Source organism: Blastococcus sp. CT_GayMR16 (assembly GCF_004570875.1).
GTDB lineage: Bacteria > Actinomycetota > Actinomycetes > Mycobacteriales > Geodermatophilaceae > Blastococcus_B.
This window is the reverse complement of sequence record NZ_SPQK01000002.1, coordinates 321,277-338,694: the sequence shown is the minus strand read 5'-3', so window position 1 is coordinate 338,694 and position 17,418 is coordinate 321,277. Positions and strand designations below refer to the sequence as shown.

Annotated in this window: 18 protein-coding genes and 1 pseudogene; 12 read left to right on the top strand and 7 right to left on the bottom strand. The window is 73.3% G+C overall.

What is annotated here, in order from left to right:
* Positions 1 to 5 precede the first annotated feature (5 nt).
* A complete protein-coding gene (locus E4P38_RS04335; protein ID WP_135130523.1) occupies positions 6 to 359 on the top strand; it encodes a VOC family protein in 354 nt (117 codons plus the stop codon).
* On the opposite strand, the gene E4P38_RS04330 is transcribed toward E4P38_RS04335, so the two are convergent.
* Positions 356 to 1,174, bottom strand: a complete 819-nt coding sequence (locus E4P38_RS04330; RefSeq protein ID WP_135130522.1) for a DUF3027 domain-containing protein — start codon at positions 1,172 to 1,174, stop codon at positions 356 to 358. The genes E4P38_RS04335 and E4P38_RS04330 overlap by 4 nt on opposite strands.
* A 218-nt stretch (positions 1,175 to 1,392) precedes the next feature.
* Here E4P38_RS04330 and E4P38_RS04325 point away from each other — a divergent pair, with 218 nt between their 5' ends.
* Both E4P38_RS04325 and E4P38_RS04320 read left to right on the top strand, forming a co-directional pair.
* Positions 1,393 to 2,835 (top strand): MFS transporter, encoded by a 1,443-nt coding sequence (locus tag E4P38_RS04325; protein WP_245160772.1) that lies wholly within the window; start codon positions 1,393 to 1,395, stop codon positions 2,833 to 2,835.
* The gene (locus E4P38_RS04320; protein WP_135130520.1) at positions 2,826 to 3,314 is read left to right on the top strand and encodes a DUF2771 family protein; all 489 of its coding nucleotides are present in this window, start codon (positions 2,826 to 2,828) and stop codon (positions 3,312 to 3,314) included. The genes E4P38_RS04325 and E4P38_RS04320 overlap by 10 nt, the downstream gene beginning before the upstream one ends.
* Before the next feature lie 223 nt (positions 3,315 to 3,537).
* On the opposite strand, the pseudogene E4P38_RS23380 reads toward E4P38_RS04320, so the two are convergent.
* Positions 3,538 to 3,714, bottom strand: a pseudogene (locus tag E4P38_RS23380) (cold-shock protein); the annotation flags it as partial.
* A 141-nt stretch (positions 3,715 to 3,855) separates the two neighbouring features.
* On the opposite strand from E4P38_RS23380, the gene E4P38_RS04310 reads away from it, so the two are divergent.
* Together E4P38_RS04310 and E4P38_RS04305 are read left to right on the top strand one after the other, a co-directional pair.
* Complete coding sequence (locus E4P38_RS04310; RefSeq protein WP_135130518.1) at positions 3,856 to 4,215, top strand: DUF202 domain-containing protein; 360 nt, start codon at positions 3,856 to 3,858, stop codon at positions 4,213 to 4,215.
* Positions 4,212 to 4,526, top strand: coding sequence for a DUF202 domain-containing protein (locus E4P38_RS04305; RefSeq protein ID WP_135130517.1), 315 nt, complete (start codon positions 4,212 to 4,214; stop codon positions 4,524 to 4,526). Before E4P38_RS04310 ends, E4P38_RS04305 begins: the two co-directional genes overlap by 4 nt.
* On the opposite strand, the gene E4P38_RS04300 is transcribed toward E4P38_RS04305, so the two are convergent.
* Positions 4,513 to 5,079: a nucleotidyltransferase family protein gene (locus E4P38_RS04300; protein WP_135130516.1), complete on the bottom strand. Its 567-nt coding sequence runs from the start codon at positions 5,077 to 5,079 to the stop codon at positions 4,513 to 4,515. The two genes, E4P38_RS04305 and E4P38_RS04300, sit on opposite strands and share 14 nt — an antisense overlap.
* A gap of 76 nt (positions 5,080 to 5,155) precedes the next feature.
* On the opposite strand from E4P38_RS04300, the gene E4P38_RS04295 reads away from it, so the two are divergent.
* Both E4P38_RS04295 and E4P38_RS04290 read left to right on the top strand, forming a co-directional pair.
* Positions 5,156 to 5,923, top strand: coding sequence for an endonuclease/exonuclease/phosphatase family protein (locus E4P38_RS04295; protein ID WP_135130515.1), 768 nt, complete (start codon positions 5,156 to 5,158; stop codon positions 5,921 to 5,923).
* A 49-nt stretch (positions 5,924 to 5,972) separates the two neighbouring features.
* A complete protein-coding gene (locus E4P38_RS04290) occupies positions 5,973 to 6,299 on the top strand; it encodes a hypothetical protein (protein ID WP_135130514.1) in 327 nt (108 codons plus the stop codon).
* 30 nt (positions 6,300 to 6,329) lie between these two features.
* Here the strand turns inward: E4P38_RS04290 and E4P38_RS04285 are convergent, their stop codons facing one another.
* The 3 genes from E4P38_RS04285 to E4P38_RS04275 form a co-directional block, all read right to left on the bottom strand.
* On the bottom strand, positions 6,330 to 7,985 hold the full coding sequence (locus E4P38_RS04285) for an AMP-binding protein (protein WP_135130513.1): 1,656 nt from the start codon (positions 7,983 to 7,985) through the stop codon (positions 6,330 to 6,332).
* The gene (locus tag E4P38_RS04280; protein WP_135130512.1) at positions 7,982 to 8,203 is read right to left on the bottom strand and encodes a hypothetical protein; all 222 of its coding nucleotides are present in this window, start codon (positions 8,201 to 8,203) and stop codon (positions 7,982 to 7,984) included. Before E4P38_RS04280 ends, E4P38_RS04285 begins: the two co-directional genes overlap by 4 nt.
* Before the next feature lie 101 nt (positions 8,204 to 8,304).
* Complete coding sequence (locus E4P38_RS04275) at positions 8,305 to 8,817, bottom strand: hypothetical protein (RefSeq protein WP_135130511.1); 513 nt, start codon at positions 8,815 to 8,817, stop codon at positions 8,305 to 8,307.
* Between the two features lie 50 nt (positions 8,818 to 8,867).
* Between E4P38_RS04275 and E4P38_RS04270 the strand changes: the two genes are divergently transcribed.
* The 4 genes from E4P38_RS04270 (at position 8,868) to E4P38_RS04255 (ending at position 14,719) form a co-directional block, all read left to right on the top strand.
* Positions 8,868 to 11,135 (top strand): helicase C-terminal domain-containing protein, encoded by a 2,268-nt coding sequence (locus E4P38_RS04270; RefSeq protein WP_135130510.1) that lies wholly within the window; start codon positions 8,868 to 8,870, stop codon positions 11,133 to 11,135.
* Positions 11,136 to 11,215: 80 nt separating this feature from the next.
* A complete protein-coding gene (locus E4P38_RS04265) occupies positions 11,216 to 12,493 on the top strand; it encodes a class I SAM-dependent methyltransferase (RefSeq protein ID WP_135130509.1) in 1,278 nt (425 codons plus the stop codon).
* 122 nt (positions 12,494 to 12,615) lie between these two features.
* Positions 12,616 to 14,301 (top strand): DNA repair helicase XPB, encoded by a 1,686-nt coding sequence (locus E4P38_RS04260; protein WP_135130508.1) that lies wholly within the window; start codon positions 12,616 to 12,618, stop codon positions 14,299 to 14,301.
* 28 nt (positions 14,302 to 14,329) lie between these two features.
* Positions 14,330 to 14,719 (top strand): VOC family protein, encoded by a 390-nt coding sequence (locus E4P38_RS04255; RefSeq protein WP_135130507.1) that lies wholly within the window; start codon positions 14,330 to 14,332, stop codon positions 14,717 to 14,719.
* Between the two features lie 25 nt (positions 14,720 to 14,744).
* Here the strand turns inward: E4P38_RS04255 and E4P38_RS04250 are convergent, their stop codons facing one another.
* Positions 14,745 to 15,143, bottom strand: a complete 399-nt coding sequence (locus tag E4P38_RS04250) for a hypothetical protein (protein WP_135130506.1) — start codon at positions 15,141 to 15,143, stop codon at positions 14,745 to 14,747.
* A 290-nt stretch (positions 15,144 to 15,433) separates the two neighbouring features.
* Here E4P38_RS04250 and E4P38_RS04245 point away from each other — a divergent pair, with 290 nt between their 5' ends.
* On the top strand, positions 15,434 to 17,209 hold the full coding sequence (locus tag E4P38_RS04245) for a DEAD/DEAH box helicase family protein (protein WP_348633776.1): 1,776 nt from the start codon (positions 15,434 to 15,436) through the stop codon (positions 17,207 to 17,209).
* Positions 17,210 to 17,418: the final 209 nt, after the last annotated feature.

The following is a 17,418-nucleotide window of genomic DNA, read 5'->3' as shown; positions in this document are numbered from 1 at the left end:
CGTCGATGAAGATCCACCGCATCGTGCCGAACCTCAACGTCGGCGATGCCACCGTCGGCCACGACTTCTACGAGGAGTTCCTCGGCCTCGAGAAACAGTTCGACATGGGCTGGGTCGCCAGTTTCCGGTCACCGTCGAACCCGAGCGTTCAGGTGAGCCTCGTCTCCGGCGACGCCTCAGCGCCCGAGCAGTCGCTGCTCACCGTCGCCGTGGACGACGTCGACGCCGTCTACGCGGAAGCCCGACGACGCGGGTACGAGATCGTCCACCCGCTCACCCAGGAGCCCTGGGGCGTACGACGCTTCTTCGTCCGGGATCCGCAGGGCATCGTGGTCAACATCGCCGGACACCCGGACTAGTCGGTCAGGACGTCGAACGCGCCGGTGTCGTAGCGCGCGGTCCGGACCACCTCGGTGGCCTCGTCGGCGACGAGGGTCGCCTGGCTGTGCGCGCCGCAGCCGTAGTCGACGGTGACGACGCGACCGTCGGCCGGGGCGTAGGCGTTGCCGCAGGCGCCCACGAGCTCCCGCAGTGAGCCGGCCAGGGGCAGGAAGAACCCGCAGGTCGCGCACGGACCCGGGGCGTGCCGCGCCATGGAGGACTCGGGGCCGAACTCCCCCGCGTTCCATCGGCCGACGGCCTCGCTGCGACCGTCCCGGGACATGACGCGCTCCCGGCCGAGGCCGACCTCGAAGGCGACGACGCTGCCCTCGGGGTCGTCGGCGGAGTCGTCGTCCGCGGTGTAGGCCGGTACGAGCCGCGGGTCGTCCTCGGTGGAGGGCAGCACGTCGCCGACGGAGAGGTCGCCGGGGCGCAGCCGCTCGTGCCAGGGCACCCAGGCCGGCGCCAGCAGCGCGGACTCACCCGGAAGCAGCACGACCTCGTCGACGGTGACCTCGTCGTCGTCCGGGGCGCGGGTCACGGTGACCGCCCAGTGCCAGCCGACGTAGCCGGGCAGCCGGCTGTCGAAGGTGTGCGTGAGGACCGTGCCGAGCGCCTCCACCGGGACGCCGTCGGTCGCGGGCGCGACGGCCTCCGGTGCCGCACCCAGGTGTTCCCCGACCAGCTCCGCGTCCCCGGCGGTCTCGACGGCGGCGGCGCGGGCCAGTTCCACCGCGGCTGCCAGGGAGTCGTCGGCGGGAACGGACCGGGCGCGTGCGGAGAAGTCGGTCACCCGCCCATTGTCGCTGACGGAGCCGCACCGGGGGTCGACCGCCTCCCTCCGACGCGCATCGCGGCCGCCGACCCCGCGCGCACAGCTACGTGCGGCACCATGGAGACGTGCCTGCCTCCCGCCGACCGCCCGGTGTGCGCCGGCGCGCGCGATCGGCCGGGCACTCCGACCCGGCGCGGGCGGATCGGGTCGACACCGCCCCGCTGGGGGTGCCGCCAGTGGCTGGTCCGCCCTCCCCCGACGAGCTCCCGACGGACGTCGTCCCCGAACTGCCGCTGTCCGGTCCGGCGGCGGGCAGGCCCCCGAAGGTCACGGTCACCCGCGTGGCCGTGGCCCGCTCCCGGCAGCTCAGCGTGGCAGCGGCCCGGCGGGTCCGTGCGGCCAGCCGGGCGGACGGCGCCGGCGAGAGCGGGCTGACCCAGCTCCTCTGGGTCAACGCCCTCCACATGGCCGGCGACGCCCTGATCGCCGTCTCGCTGGCCGGCACGCTCTTCTTCGCCGCGACCACCGATGCCCAGCGCGGCAACGTGGCGCTCTACTTGCTCGTCACCATGGCGCCGTTCGCCGTGCTGGCCCCCGTGATCGGCCCGGCGCTCGACCGGCTCCAGCGGGGGCGCCGCTGGGCTCTCGCGGCCAGCCATCTGGGCCGCGCCGTCCTGGCGCTGGTGATGATGAGCCACTTCGACGACCTGTGGCTCTACCCCGCGGCGCTCGGCGTGCTCGTCCTGTCGAAGGCGCACAACGTGCTGCGGGCCGCGGTGGTCCCCCGCGTACTGCCGGCCGCCATGTCCCTCACCTCGGCCAACGCCCGGCTGTCGGTGTTCGGCCTCGCAACGGCCGGGGTCGCAGGCGCGATCGGCGCGGCGATCGCCGCGCTGCTCGGCTTCGACTGGGAGCTCGGCGCGACCGCCGTCGTGTTCCTCACCGCGGGGGTGTTCGCCGTCCGGCTGCCCCGCCACGTCGACGTGCCCACCGGCGAGCTCCAGGCCGACGTGCTGACCACCGCCGAGATCCCCATGGGGAGGGGACGCCGCCGCCGGGTCAGCCCGCACGTCGTCCTCGCCCTCCGCGCGAACACCGCACTCCGCTTCCTCGGCGGCTTCCTCACCATCTTCTGCGCATTCCTGGTCCAGGCGACCTTCCAGGGCGGGTGGGAGGCCACCCTCGCGCTGGGCGCCCTCGCCGCCGCGGCCGGCGTGGGCAGCTTCGCGGGCACCGCGGCCGGGTCGCGGCTGCACGCCGCCGAGCCCGACCGGCTCGTCCTCATCTCGGCGGCCTCGGCCGCCGCCATAACCGTCGTGGCGGCGTTCTTCTACAGCTTCGCCATGGCGGCCGTGGTCGCGCTCGTGTCCGCGGTGACCAACGCGCTGGGCAAGGTGTCCCTCGACGCGATCATCCAGCGGGAGGTCCCGGAGAGCCTGCGCGCCTCCGCCTTCGCCCGGTCCGAGACCATGCTGCAACTGGCCTGGGTGGTCGGCGGCGCCTTCGGGATCGCCCTGCCCCCGACCGGCTGGCTCGGGTTCACCGTGGCGGCGGCGCTCCTGGTCGTCGCGGTGGGCCTGATCGTCTGGAGCCTCTACCGGGGCAGCTCCCGCGCCTACTCCGGCCAGGGCGTCTCCCTTGAGGCACCGACGACCCCCGTGGAGCAGCGGTGGTCCTGAGCAGGTGCGCCGCTGCCCTGCTGCTCCTCGTCCTGGCCGGATGCGGTCGCGACGAGGCAGCCGGGCCGGAGGACGTCGAGGTGTCGGTGGGCGCCGAGCAGGTCTCCGTCCGCCCCGTCCAGTACTGCCTGGACGGCGACGGGCAGCGCTACTCCACCACCCCGCCGATCATCGAGGTGTCGCCCGACTCGGTCATCACGCTGACGGTTCCGGCGTCCGTGGCCGAGCAGGGCTGGAGCGTGCAGGTCTTCGACGAGGGTCTCGAGGAGGCGATCGGCGAGGTCGACGTCCCCGAGGGGGACGCGGTGTTCGACGAGATCAACACCTCGGACGTCGTCCCGCCGGCCTTCTACCTCGTGGTGGTCGAGGACAAGGGTGGCGCGTGCGGGGAGTTCTCCGGCGCGTGGCCGATCGGGTTCCTGCGCGCCGGGGGCGACCTGAGCGGGACGCCGGCGAGCAGCGCCCCGCCCGCCGGCTGAGGCCTCAGCCCTCGAGGTCGGTGGCGACGGCGCGCAGCACGGACGCCACCTTGCGGGACTCCGAGCGGTCGGGGTGCCGGCCCCGGCGCAGGCCCTCGCCGACGTCGTCGAGCAGCTTGATCAGGTCCTCGATGATCGGGACCAGGTCGTCGGGCTTCTTCCGGCTCGCCGCGGCGACCGAGGCCGTCACCGACGGCAGCGGGTCGAGGATGCGGACCTGCAGCGCCTGGTCACCACGGCGGCCGGCGACGATCCCGAACTCCACGCGCTGCCCCGGCTTCAGCTCGTCCGTTCCCGCCGGGAGGGCGTCCTTGTGCACGAAGACGTCCGGGCCGTCCTCGCGCGCGAGGAAGCCGAAACCCTTCTCCGGGTTGAACCACTTGACCTTGCCGGTGGGCACGTTGGATCCCTCAGTCACTAGCAGCCAGGTCCGGCACGCAGGCCGGGGGGACGACGGCGACCCCCAGGCCGCTCGCCCGACAGGTTAACCGCCGGTGCCGCAACCGCGAGCCGCCATGACCTGCGGCCCTAGCCTGACCGCGTGCCCACACCCGCGGACGCACCCGGTCATCCCGACTACCGGTTCACCCTCGCCAACGAGCGAACGCTGCTGGCCTGGCTGCGGACCGCCCTCGCCCTGGTGGCCGGCGGCGTCGCGGTGGCCACCTACGCACCCGACCTCGGCGTTCCCTGGGGCAGCGGCGCGGTGGCGCTCGGACTCGTGCTCCTCGGGCTGGGCGTCGCGGTGGCCGGTCATCACCGCTGGCGGGCGAACGAGGACGCGATCCGCGACGACCGGCCGCTTCCCCGGGGCTCGGTGCCGACCGTCCTGGCCACCGCGATCGCCGCCGTCGTGGTGGTCGTCGGCGTCCTCGTGGCGATCGAGGTGCTGCACCGGTGACAGCCGGCCCGGCCGAGCGCACCGACCTGGCGTGGCAGCGCACCGGGCTGGGGATCCTCGCCGTGGCCGGGCTGGTCGGGCACCGCGCACTCACCGACGGGTCGGCCGGCCTGCTGGTCGCTGCCGGCATCGCCGGGCTGGTCGGGATCGGCGTCCTGGGTGTGCTGACGCCGTGGCGCTACCGCCTGCTGCAGCGGCAGCGGACCGCGGGGGCGGGCGTCGCGGCCCCGGCCGCGATGGCCGCCGTCACGACCGCCGTCGTGCTCGTGGCCGTCGCGGCGGCCGCGGCCGTGATCGTCACGCTGCGCTAGTGCGCGGCACGACGTCGAGGCGGTCGAGCAGGTCCAGGAAGACGACCGCGAAGTCGTTGCCGGCGACCTCCCGGCCGACCTCGGCCCAGTCGACCTGCTCCCGCAGTGCCCGCGCGACCGGGAGCATCCGGGCGAAGTCGCAGTAGTGCTCGTCGAGCGCCATCAGCTTGGTCACGAGGATGTCGGTCGCGGCGAGGACCGGCATCTGCACCGAGAGGACGGGGCGGACCTCCGACCGCTCGATCAGGTCCGTCTCCACCGGATGACCGCAGGTGCGCCACAGGACGTCGACGAACGATCCCCCGCTGACCACCTTGAGCAGCCAGTCCTCCGCCGGGTCCTGCACCTCGAGGCCCGCGTCGGCCAGGACCTTCGCCGCCCGCTCCGCCTCCGCGGCGGGCACGAGGAAGTCGGCGTCGTGGTCGGGCTCCGGAGCGCCCAGCACCCACGCGGCGTAGCCGCCGCAGAGGGCGAACGGCACGTTCCCCTTCTTGAGCGCGACCGCGGTGCGCTTGAGGAGTTCCCGGATCTCGTCCCGGTCCGATGGCTGCACGCTCCTCCTGCTACCCGTCCGGCCCGTCGCACGCACACGGGCGGTAGAACCGGCCCGGGCGGGGCACAGGTCGAGCGTGCGCATCGCGACCTTCAACATCCTGCACGGGCGTTCATTGGCCGACGGCCAGGTCGACGTCGACCGTCTCGCCGCCGCCGTGAAGAGCCTGGACGCCGACGTCCTGGGGCTGCAGGAGGTCGACCGCGACCAGCCGCGCTCGTTCGGCGCCGACCTCACCGCGGTCGCCGCCGAAGCCATGGGCGCCCCGGAGCACCAGTTCGTCGCCGCGCTCGCCGGCACACCCGGTGGCACCTGGATGGCGGCCACCGGCGACGAGCAGCCCGGGTCGGCCACGTACGGCATCGCGCTGCTGTCCCGGTACCCGGTGGTCTCGTGGCGCGTGGTCCGGCTGCCCGCACTCCGCGCCGGCGTCCCGATGTGGTTCAAGGGCTCGCGCAAGCCGATCTGGGTGAGCGACGAGCCACGGGTCGCCGTCGCCGCCGTCCTGGACGGCCCGTTCGGGGAGTTCACCGTCTGCAACACCCACCTGTCGTTCATCCCGGGGTGGAGCGCGCTGCAGCTGAGCCGGCTGGTCCGCTCGCTCACCGGCACACGGGAGCCGCTCGTGGTCATCGGCGACCTCAACATGGAGCAGCGGCAGGCCGCCCGGGTCACCGGGCTGCGGCCCCTGGCGACCGCCCCGACCTTCCCGGTCGACCATCCGCGGCGGCAGCTGGACCACGTGCTGGCCCGCGGCGGCGTGCGAGCGACCGGGGCGGCCGAGGCGGTGCGGCTCCCGCTGTCCGACCACCGGGCGCTCGTCGTCCCCTGCGGACCCTCGTGATCGCCCGCACCGGATGCGGACCGGTGGTCACAGGTAGATCATGACGCGCATGGCCAGCACCGGTTCAGCCCGCGTCTTCACCCTCCTCGCGACGATCGTCCGGGTCGTGTGCTCGGTGATCGCCGCGCTGATCGTGGTCCACGCGGTCTTCGTGCTGTTCGAGGCCAACCCGGACAACCTGCTGGTCCGCTTCACCGCCGGCTGGCGGGACACCTTCGGCTGGTTCACCAAGAACCTGTTCACGCCGTCGGACCCGAAGATCGCCGAGGCCATCAACGACGGGCTGGCCGCGCTGATCTGGGTCGTCGTCGGCAGCCTGGTGTCCAAGCTGATCGTGCGACTGACCCCGGCGTCGTCCTCCAAGGCCAAGGCCTGAGCCCCCGGCCCTTATGGCCATAAAGGCCCGTCAGGCGTTCTTGACCGCCGCGGCGCCCTCGAGGCCGAGCTCCTCGACGGAGACGCTGCGCATCTCGACCTTGCGGATCTTGCCCGTCACGGTCATCGGGAACTCCTCGACGATCTTGACGTAGCGCGGCACCTTGTAGTGGGCCAGCTTGCCGGTGCAGAACTCGCGCAGGCCCTCGGCGGTGAGCGGATCGGCGCCCTCGCGCAGCCGCACCCAGGCCATGAGCTCCTCGCCGTACCGCTCGTCGGGCACCCCGATGACCTGGGCGTCGACGATGTCCGGGTGGGTGTAGAGGAACTCCTCGATCTCCCGCGGGTACACGTTCTCCCCGCCGCGGATGACCATGTCCTTGATCCGGCCGACGATGTTGAGGTAGCCCTCGCCGTCCATGACCGCGAGGTCGCCGGTGTGCATCCAGCGGGCGGAATCGATGGTCTTCGCGGTGACTTCAGCCTCCTCCCAGTAGCCGAGCATCACCGAGTACCCACGGGTGCAGAACTCGCCGGTCTCCCCGCGGGGCACGGTGAGCCCCGTGGCCGGGTCGACGATCTTTACCTCCAGGTGCGGGTGCACCCGCCCGACGGTCGAGGTGCGCCGGTCGAGGTCGTCGTCGGCGCCCGTCTGGGTCGAGACCGGGGACGTCTCGGTCATGCCGTAGCAGATGGTCACCTCGTCCATGCCCATCTCGGTGACCACCCGCTTCATGACCTCCACCGGGCACGGCGAGCCGGCCATGATCCCGGTGCGCAGGCTGGTGAGGTCGTAGGTGGCGAAGTTCGGCAGCGCCAGTTCGGCGATGAACATCGTGGGGACGCCGTACAGCGACGTGCACTTCTCGTCCTGCACGGCCTGCAGGGTCAGCGCGGGGTCGAAGCCCGGCGCGGGGATCACCATCGTCGCGCCGTGCGAGGTCGCCGCGAGGTTGCCCATCCCCATGCCGAAGCAGTGGTAGTAGGGCACCGGGATGCAGATCCGGTCTGCCTCGGTGTAGCCGCAGCCCTCGCCCACGAAGAACCCGTTGTTGAGCAGGTTGTGGTGGGTCAGCGTCGCGCCCTTGGGGAAGCCCGTCGTCCCGGAGGTGTACTGGATGTTGATCGGGTCGTCGGCCGACAGTTCGGTCTCCCGCTGGGCCAGGAGGCCGCGGTCGGCGCTCCGGCCGGTGGCGAGCAGCTGCTCCCACTCGGGGTCACCGAGGAACAGCACCTCCCGCAGTTCGGGGCACTCGCCGCGGACCTCGGCGACCATCGCGCGATAGTCACTGGTCTTGAGTTGCGGCGCCGACACCAGCACCGAGATCCCGGCCTGCTTCAGCACGTAGCCCAGTTCGTGCGTGCGGTACGCGGGGTTGATGTTGACCAGGATCGCGCCGAGCTTGGCCGTGCCGTACTGCACGAACACCCACTCGGCGCAGTTGGGCGCCCAGATGCCGACGCGGTCGCCCTTCTGCACCCCGAGGGCGTCGAGGCCGAGCGCGCAGGCGTCGACCGCCGCGACCAGCCCGGGATAGCTGAAGCGCCGGCTCGTGGCGCACTCGACCAGCGCCTCGTGCTCGCCGACCCGCGCCGCCGTCCGATCCAGGTTCGCCCCGATCGTGTCGCCCAGCAGGGGGACCGTGGAGGTCCCGCTGCTGTAGGACGGCAGCGCGGGTGCACTCACCGGCCCTCCACCACCTGAACGCCGGCGCGGTTGGGCTTGTCGGTCGGGTGGGCGTACCGGATCAGGTCGACCGGCAGCGGAAAGCTGTGGTCCTCACCGAAGGGCGACAGCGCGCCGGCGGACTCGCTGGTCAGCTCGGTCAGCGGCGGGCCGCCGTCCTCGGACTGACCCCAGGTGGGCTCCACCAGGTGCACGTTCTTCGCCTTGCGCTTGGCCATGTCGCCTCCGTGTCCAGGTGCACCGCGCGGCGCACGTCGGGGTCATCTTCGCGGACACCACCCGTCGTGCGCACGCACAGTCCCCCGCCCGGGCCCGTCGCTCAGGAACGCCGGCGCACCGACCGGGCTCCGACCATCGTGCCCAGGCCGTCCGCCGTCAACACCCACTGCCCGCCGCCGACGGGGGCCGCCCGCACCTCGGCGCCGTCCAGGCCCTGCACCGCCCGGGTCCGCCAGATCGCGGTGCTGAGCAGCCGGAGGGACACCGACTCGTCGGAGCCGTCGGGCTCGAACGCCATGACCGACGGGCCGGCGCTGCGCAGCGTCCCGGTCCGCCAGCTCGCCGCCGCCAGGGCCCGTCGCCAGCGCACCGTCCGCAGCAGCGCGCCGATGCCGGCGCCGACGGCGACGATGCCGATGAAGACGAGCGCGACGACGACCAGGCCGGCGGCCGGCACCCGCCGCCCGCTGCTGCCGGCCATCGCGGCGGCCGCGGTGCCGAGCAGGGCAGCGAGCACGACGGCGATGACGCCGCCGCCGAGCCAGCGCAGCGCACCCACCTGGTGGGCGGCGAGGGCCGAGCGGGTCTGCGGATCGTCGCCTCCCGGTTGCATCCCTCCATGCTGTCAGCAGCCGCTTGCGACGACGACGTAGCGTGGACCGGATGCCCACGGACCCTCCTCCGACGCTGGCCGCCTGGCTGCGCACCCGCAGCGACGAGCAGCTGAGCGCGTTGCTGGTGGCCCGCCCCGACGTCGCCCGCCCCGCCCCCTCCGACGTCGTCGCCCTGGCCAGCCGGCTCGCGGTGCCCGTCTCGGTCGACCGGGCCCTCGACGAGCTGGACGCCGCCACGCTCCAGGTGCTCGACGTGGTGCTGCTCGCCCCCACGGACGGCGTCGCCACGGGCGAGCTCCCCGGCGCCCTGCCCGACCTGCCCGACGACGTCCTGACCGCGTCCCTCGAGCGGCTCACGGCTCGCGCGCTGCTCTGGGGCGACGAGCTCCTGCGCGCCCCCGACCCGGTCCGGCGCTCCGTGCGGCACCCCGCCGGGCTGGGCCGCCGCGCCGCCGAGCTGCGCATCCAGTTGCCGGCCGACCTCGCCGGGGCGCTCGACGAGCTCCAGCCCGACGAGCGTGCGGTGCTCGAGCGCCTGGCCGGGGAGCGACCCGTGGGACACCTGCCCGACGGCCCGTCCGACGGCGCCGGGACGCCGGCCCGCCGCCTCCTCCAGCGGGGCCTGCTCGCCCGGATCGACGCCCTGAACGTGGAGCTGCCGCGGGAGATCGGTCTGCACCTGCGGGGCGACCGGCCCTTCGGTCCGCCGCGGCTGCGCCCGGAACCCGCGGTCGCCACCCACGAGCAGGGCTCGGTGGACCGACGGGCGGCGGGTGCCGCATTGGAGAGCGTCGGCAAGGTCGGCGAGCTGCTCGGCCTCCTCGAGGAGGAACCGGCAGGACTGCTGCGCAGCGGCGGCGTGGGCGTCCGGGACCAGAAGCGGCTGGCGCGCGTGCTGCACGTCGGCGAGCCCGAGGCCGCGTGGTTGCTGGAGCTCGCCTACGCCGCCGGACTCCTCGACGTCGGGGGCCCGCACCGCGACGAGTGGCTGCCCACCCGCAGCTACGACATCTGGCGCGAGCAGGACCTCCCCGACCGCTGGGCTGCTCTCGCGGCCGGGTGGCTGGGCGGCGTCCGGTTGCCGTCGCTCGTGGGACAGCGCGACGTCGCCGGCAAGGCCGTCAACCCGCTGTCGCCCGACCTGGTCCGGCACACCGCCCCCGCGATCCGCCGCTCGGCGCTGACCGTGCTCGGCGAGTTCCGGCCGGGGTCGGGGCTGTCCGACGACGACCTGGTCGCCCTGCTGCGCTGGCGCACCCCACGCCGGGCCGACCGGCTGGCACCGGTACCCGCGATGCTGGCGGAGGCCGCCCGGCTCGGGCTCGTCGTCGGCGGGGTGCTTTCCACGGCCGGGCGGGGGCTGCTGGCCCGCGGTGAGGACGGCGCCTCCGACGGCATGCGCGGTCTGCTGCCCGAGCCGGTCGACCACGTGCTCACCCAGCCCGACCTCTCGCTGATCGCCCCGGGCCCACTGGTCTCCGAGCTGGCCGACACCCTTGCCGTCGTCGCCGACGTCGAGTCCTCGGGCGGCGCGACGGTCTTCCGCGTCTCGGAGTCCAGCGTCCGGCGGGCCCTCGATGCAGGTTGGTCGGCGACGGACCTGCACGACTTCTTCACCAAGGCCTCCCGGACCCCCGTGCCCCAGGCCCTGGACTACCTGATCGACGACGTCGCCCGGCAGCACGGCCGGCTCCGGGTCGGCGCCTTCGAGTCCTACGTGCGCTCCGACGACCACGGCCTGCTGTCCCAGGTGCTCAACGACCGGCGGGCCGCCTCGGCCGAGCTACGCCGGCTGGCCCCGGGGGTGCTGGTGAGCGGCCTGGGTGCCGACGAGATCCTCACGGTGCTGCGCGACGCGGGCTACGCCCCCGCCGGCGAGAACCCGGGCGGCGCCGTCCTCACCCGGCCCGCGGCCCGACCACGCGCCGCCGGACGACGGACCGGCACCGAGCACTCCCCCGCGCCGCGCCCCCTGACGCCGGACGAGCTCGACACCACCGTGCGGCAGATGCGCGCGGGTGACGCGGCGCTGTCGGCCCGCCGCGGGGAGGCGGTCCGCCAGATCCCGGGCGTCACCACCGCGAGCACGCTGGAGCTCCTCTCCCGCGCCGTCAGCGCGGGCCTGCCGATCTGGCTCGGGTACGTCGACGCCCAGGGCAGCGGCAGTCAGCGCGTGGTCCGTCCGGTGTCACTGGCCGGCGGTTTCCTCCAGGGCTACGACGAGCGCCGCGGGGAGAACAGCACCTTCGCCGTGCATCGCATCACATCCGTCGCGCTCGTGGAGGAAGACAAGCCATCCGGGGCCGCACAGGCGTAGGTTGCGCTGCGCAACCATTCTGACTGTGGTGCCGCACCGGTCACGGGGCGGATGATCACCGCGTCACTCAGGAGGCGCAGATGGCGGAGAAGACGACTGTCGCCGAGCAGCTGGCCGGGGCGCTGGCACCGGTCCTCGGGGTCGACCGGTTGCCGGTGCGACTGCAGGCGTGGGACGGCAGCGTGGCCGGCCCGGACGACGCGCCGCTGGTGATCATCCGGTCCCCCCAGGCGATCCGCCGGCTCGTGTGGGCACCTGACGAGGTGGGCCTGGCCCGCGCCTACGTCGCCGGTGAGCTCGACGTCGAGGACGACCTCTACACGCCCTTCGCCGCCCTCAGCTCGACCGGCCGCCTGGCGCCGGGTGAGTCTCCGGCCCCGTCCGTCGCCGAGCGACTCGCCCTGGTGCGCACGGGCCTGGCCCTCGGCGTCATCGGACGCGAGCCGCCACCTCCCCCCGAGGAGGTGCGCCTCCGCCGGTACGGCCGCCTGCACAGCAAGCGCCGGGACGCCGCCGCCGTGGCACACCACTACGACATCGGCAACGACTTCTACCGGCTGGTCCTCGGGCCGTCGATGGTCTACTCCTGCGCCGTCTGGGACGACGAGAGCGTCGGTCTGGAGGCCGCCCAGGACGCCAAGCTCGACCTGGTCTGCCGGAAGCTCGGACTGCGCCCCGGTGTCCGCCTCCTGGACGTCGGCTGCGGCTGGGGCAGCCTGGCGATACACGCCGCACGGGAGTACGGCGCCGAGGTCGTCGGCATCACGCTGTCCCAGGAGCAGGCGGTGCTGGCCCGCAAGCGGGTGGCCGAGGCGGGTCTCACCGGTTCCGTCGAGATCCGGGTCCAGGACTACCGGGCGGTCGACGACGGGCCCTTCGACGCGATCAGCTCCGTGGGCATGGCCGAGCACGTCGGGCGGGCGAAGCTGCCCGGCTATGCCGCCACGCTCGGGGTGCTGCTGCGTCCGGGTGGCCGGCTGCTCAACCACGCGATCTCCTGGGCCGAAGAGGCCACCACCTGGAACGACGACACCTTCATCGCCCGGTACGTCTTCCCCGACGGGGAACTCATCAGCCTCGGCGACATGGTCACCGCGCTGACCTCCGACGACCTCGAGGTGCTCGACGTCGAGGCGCTGCGACAGCACTACGCCCTCACCCTGCGGGCCTGGGTGGACAACCTCGAGAAGCACTGGGACGACGCCGTCGCGCTGACGAGCGAAGGACGCGCCCGCGTGTGGCGGCTCTACATGTCGGCCAGTGCGCTCGCCTTCGAGGCGGGCAAGCTGGGCGTGCACCAGGTGCTGCTGCAGAAGCCCGGGGAAACTCCGCCACCGCTGCGGCGGGACTGGATCTGAGACCTCCTCCCGGGAAGTAAGCGCCCCGCCGGACGGTTACGGTGGAGAGTCCCCGATCCTCCTGGCGCCCTGGTGCGCGCCCGCGGATCGGACCCCCATCCCGGAAGAGGAACCAACGCCTGGTGAGTGACGGCCCCCTGATCGTCCAGTCGGACAAGACCCTGCTGCTCGAGGTCGACCACCCGCTGGCCCGCGACTGCCGGGCGGCGATCGCCCCGTTCGCCGAGCTGGAGCGCTCCCCCGAGCACGTGCACACCTACCGGGTGACGCCGCTCGCGCTGTGGAACGCCCGCGCGGCCGGGCACGACGCCGAGCAGGTCGTCGACGCGCTGGTGCGGTTCTCCCGCTACCCGGTGCCGCACGCGCTGCTGGTCGACATCGCCGACACGATGGACCGCTTCGGCCGGCTGACCCTGGCCAACCACCCCGTGCACGGTCTGACCCTCACGTCGTCGGACCGCGCGGTGCTGGAGGAGGTCGTCCGGTCCAAGCGGGTGGCCCCGATGCTGGGCGCGCGCATCGACCAGGACTCCGTGATCGTGCACGCCTCCGAGCGGGGCCGGCTCAAGCAGGCGCTGCTGAAGATCGGCTGGCCGGCCGAGGACCTCGCCGGCTACGTCGACGGCCAGGCCCACCCGATCGAGCTCGACCAGTCGAACTGGCACCTGCGGGATTACCAGCAGGAGGCCGTCGAGGGCTTCTGGGCCGGCGGCTCGGGCGTCGTCGTCCTCCCGTGTGGTGCGGGCAAGACGCTGGTCGGCGCGGCGGCGATGGCCGAGGCGAAGGCGACCACGCTGATCCTGGTCACCAACACCGTCGCCGGGCGCCAGTGGAAGCGCGAGCTGATCGCGCGCACCTCGCTCACCGAGGAGGAGATCGGCGAGTACTCCGGTGAGCGCAAGGAGATCCGCCCGGTCACGATCGCGACCTACCAGGTGATCACCACCCGCCGCAACGGCGAGTACCGGCACCTCAGCCTGTTCGACGCGCAGGACTGGGGGCTGATCGTCTACGACGAGGTGCACCTGCTGCCGGCGCCGATCTTCCGGCTGACCGCCGACCTGCAGTCCCGTCGCCGGCTCGGCCTGACGGCCACGCTCGTGCGCGAGGACGGCCGGGAGGACGACGTCTTCTCCCTCATCGGGCCCAAGCGCTACGACGCCCCGTGGCGGGACATCGAGGCGCAGGGCTACATCGCGCCGGCCGAGTGCATCGAGGTGCGCGTCTCCCTCGACGACGAGGAGCGGATGACCTACGCCGTCGCCGAGCCCGAGGAGCGCTACCGGATCGCGGCCACCGCGCAGTCGAAGCTGCCGGTGATCCGCCGGGTGCTCGAGCGGCACCCCGACGAGCCGTCGCTGGTGATCGGCGCCTACCTCGACCAGCTCGAGGAGCTCGGCGCCGCACTGGACGCACCGGTCATCCAGGGGTCGACGACGAACAAGGAGCGCGAGCGCCTGTTCGACCAGTTCCGCAACGGGGAGATCCGTGTGCTGGTCGTCTCCAAGGTCGCGAACTTCTCCATCGACCTGCCCGAGGCGGCCGTCGCCGTCCAGGTGTCGGGAACCTTCGGGTCGCGGCAGGAGGAGGCGCAGCGGCTCGGCCGGGTGCTCCGCCCCAAGGCCGACGGCCGGCAGGCGCACTTCTACACGGTCGTCAGCCGCGACACCCTCGACAGCGAGTACGCCGCCCACCGGCAGCGCTTCCTCGCCGAGCAGGGCTACGCGTACACGATCGTCGACGCCGCCGACCTGGCCGGCCCGGGCGAGGTCAACGGCCCCGGCTGGGTGGACGAGCCCGCCGACTGACGAATGACCCGATGGAAGGCTGCGGGCCATGCACCTGGATCTCGTCGCCGTCGTCGTGGAGGAGTACGACCCGGCGATCCGCTTCTTCGTGGACGTCCTCGGCTTCGACCTGGTGGAGGACTCCCCGTCGACGACCAACGACGGGCGGCCGAAGCGGTGGGTGGTCGTACGCCCGCCGGGGGCAGCGACGGGGCTGCTGCTGGCCCGCGCCGACGAGCACCAGGCCCGCGTGATCGGGAACCAGGTCGCCGGCCGGGTCGGCTTCTTCCTGCGGGTCGACGACTTCGCCGCCGCCCACGAGCGGATGGCCGCCGCGGGGGTCCGGTTCGTGACCGAGCCGCGCTCGGAGCCCTATGGCCGGGTCGCCGTCTTCCTCGATGTCGCCGGCAACCGGTGGGACCTCCTCGGCCCTGCCTGAGGACCCGCGCCGGCCAGGACCGCCATCAGTGCGACAGCCGGACGACCGTTGCGAGGGGCACGATCCCCTCGGCCCGCCCCCGGACGACGTCGTCCACGGTGACGTAGGCATCGGCCTGCAGTCGCGTGACGGCGAGGTACTCCGCGTCGACCGTGGAGTCGAGGCCGTGCTCGCGGGCGATCTGCCAGGCGACCCGGCGGGAGACGCGGTCGCCGAGCAGGCGCACCTTCATGCGCGTCATCACGTCGTGATGCCCCAGGGCCTCGTCCTCGGTGAGCTCGCTCCGGCGCACCGCCTCGAACAGCAGCGCGAGGGCCTGCGAGCGAAGGAGCGGAGGCCCGACCAGTCGGTGGCCGGGCCCGATCGGGACGCCCTCGGCCACCACATGCAGCAACGTCGGGGCGTCGATCACGAAGCGCGTCATGCGGCCAGACCGTAGCCGCGGGGCGTGGTGGCCGGTGGCCCGCTCCGGGCGCGTTCGTGACCTTCCGAACCCAGTCGGGAACGGTCCGTCGGGGTCCGCGGGACGGCTGGGATCGTCGGGACCGGCGGGGCGTGACGTGCCGGTCCGGCACGGACATGAGGATCCCCACACGCTCAGCCCTTGACTCGTATCTTCGCAGGTCAGCGGCCTGCACGCCGCGCCCATACGTCGGTAGCGGGGAGGCGCGCGGGAGGTGACCGGTTGGGCGTGTTGCCGCCGCGGACAGCAGAATGGGTCCCGATATGGGGAGTGCAGCACGAGCGGAGGCCCTGAGCCCGCAGACGTCGAGCCGACCGCTCAGAGCCTGGCAGCAGGGGGCCCTCGGGCAGTACGAGGAGCAGTCCCCGAAGGACTTCCTGGTGACCGCGACGCCCGGGGCGGGGAAGACGACGTTCGCCCTGACCCTGGCCGCGCGGCTGCTCTCCCGCCGCGAGGTCGCGCGCGTCATCGTCGTGTGCCCCACCGACCACCTGCGCCTGCAGTGGGCCGACGCCGCAGACCAGATGGGCATCGTGCTGGACCCCGGCCTGACCAACGCGGTCGGACCGGTGCGGGCCGGCACCCAGGGCTACGTGACCACCTACGCGCAGGTCGCGGGCAAGCCGATGCTGCACGCGGCTCGCGCGACCTCGCTCAAGACGCTGGTGATCCTCGATGAGGTGCACCACGCCGGTGACGGCCTCTCGTGGGGCGAGGCCGCCGAGGAGGCCTTCGGACGCGCGGCCCGCCGGCTCTGCCTGACCGGGACCCCGTTCCGCACCAAGGCCGACGAGCGCATCCCGTTCGTCCGGTACGACGAGGACAGCTTCGAGGGCCAGGGCGGCCTCGTCAGCCGTGCGGACTTCACCTACGGCTACAAGGAGGCGCTGGCCGACTCCGTCGTCCGGCCGGTCGTCTTCGCCGCCTACACCGGGACGTCGCGCTGGCGGAACTCCGCGGGTGAGGTCGTCGCCGCCTCCCTGTCGGAGGCCGGCACCAAGTCGGTGGAGATGCAGGCCTGGCGGACGGCGCTGGACCCCAAGGGCCAGTGGGTGCCGCACGTCATCGCCGCCATGGACGATCGCATCACCCACCTGCGCGAGAGCGGGATGCCCGACGCCGCCGGACTGATCCTCGCCAGCGACCAGGACGACGCCCGCGCCTACGCCAAGATCGTCCGCCGGGTGACCGGCAAGGCCGCCGAGCTGATCCTCTCCGACGACCCGAAGGCGTCGAAGAAGATCGAGCGCTTCGCGACCGGCTCGGCCCGGATCGCGGTCTGCGTGCGGATGATCTCCGAGGGCGTCGACGTCCCGCGCGCCGCCGTCCTCGCGTGGATGACCTCGTACCGGACGCCGCTGTTCTTCGCCCAGGCCGTCGGCCGCGTGGTCCGCTCCCGCGCACCGCACGAGTCGGCGACCGTGTTCCTCCCTGCCGTGCGGCCGCTGCTCTCCCTCGCGGCGTCCATGGAGGAGGAGCGCAACCACGTCATGCCGCCGCCGAAGACCGAGGTGGGGGACGAGCTCGACCTGGAACCGCTGCCGCCGAAGGAGAAGGAGGACGGGCTCCCGCATTGGGAGGCGCTGGAGGCCGACGCGCGGTTCGCCCACGTCCTCCACGGCGGGACGGCGCACACCGGTGAGGGCACCGGCCCCGTCGTGGTCGCGCCCGAGGACGAGGAGTTCCTCGGCATCCCCGGCCTGCTCACGCCGGCACAGACGGCCGAGTTGCTGTCCAAGCGCGACGACGAGCTGCGGGTGCGGATCGCCGCGAGCCACCGGGCCGACGGCGAGGACTTTCTGCTCGTCGAGGAGCTGCCCGACGTGGAGAGCGGCGGGTCGTGGCGTGACGCCGCGGAGCTTCGTCGGGAGATCAACCGGCTGGTGAGCCGGGTTGCCTCCCGGACCTCCCAGCCCCACGCGGTGATCCACACGCAGCTGCGGGCGACCGTGCCCGGTCCGCCGTCGGCGTCCGCGTCGGTGGACGTCCTGCGCGCCCGCCGCGAGCGCCTCCGCACGATGCTCTGAGGGCGCTCCTTCCGTTCGGGGCGCGTGGGTGTCCGGCATCCTTGTGCTCTGCGTACCACCGGACGCAGAGCACAAGCTTCCTGATCGGCGTCAGTCCGCAGGATGGCCTTCCCGCGGGAACGTCCGTGACGGCCGCGGACGTTCGGCGACGAGCAGCGCCAAGGAATGCGGCTGCTGCCCGGGTTCCCGCACACGCGACACGAGCAGTA

What these genes read in the sequence shown, in the direction of transcription:
- E4P38_RS04265 (WP_135130509.1), top strand. Translation starts at nt 11,216, where the DNA reads ATGGCGGAGAAGACGACTGTCGCCGAGCAGCTGGCCGGGGCGCTGGCA.
- E4P38_RS04255 (WP_135130507.1), top strand. Translation starts at nt 14,330, where the DNA reads ATGCACCTGGATCTCGTCGCCGTCGTCGTGGAGGAGTACGACCCGGCG.
- E4P38_RS04250 (WP_135130506.1), bottom strand. Translation starts at nt 15,143, where the DNA reads ATGACGCGCTTCGTGATCGACGCCCCGACGTTGCTGCATGTGGTGGCC.
- E4P38_RS04270 (WP_135130510.1), top strand. Translation starts at nt 8,868, where the DNA reads ATGCCCACGGACCCTCCTCCGACGCTGGCCGCCTGGCTGCGCACCCGC.
- E4P38_RS04280 (WP_135130512.1), bottom strand. Translation starts at nt 8,203, where the DNA reads ATGGCCAAGCGCAAGGCGAAGAACGTGCACCTGGTGGAGCCCACCTGG.
- E4P38_RS04275 (WP_135130511.1), bottom strand. Translation starts at nt 8,817, where the DNA reads ATGCAACCGGGAGGCGACGATCCGCAGACCCGCTCGGCCCTCGCCGCC.
- E4P38_RS04245 (WP_348633776.1), top strand. Translation starts at nt 15,434, where the DNA reads ATGGGTCCCGATATGGGGAGTGCAGCACGAGCGGAGGCCCTGAGCCCG.
- E4P38_RS04335 (WP_135130523.1), top strand. Translation starts at nt 6, where the DNA reads ATGAAGATCCACCGCATCGTGCCGAACCTCAACGTCGGCGATGCCACC.
- E4P38_RS04290 (WP_135130514.1), top strand. Translation starts at nt 5,973, where the DNA reads ATGGCCAGCACCGGTTCAGCCCGCGTCTTCACCCTCCTCGCGACGATC.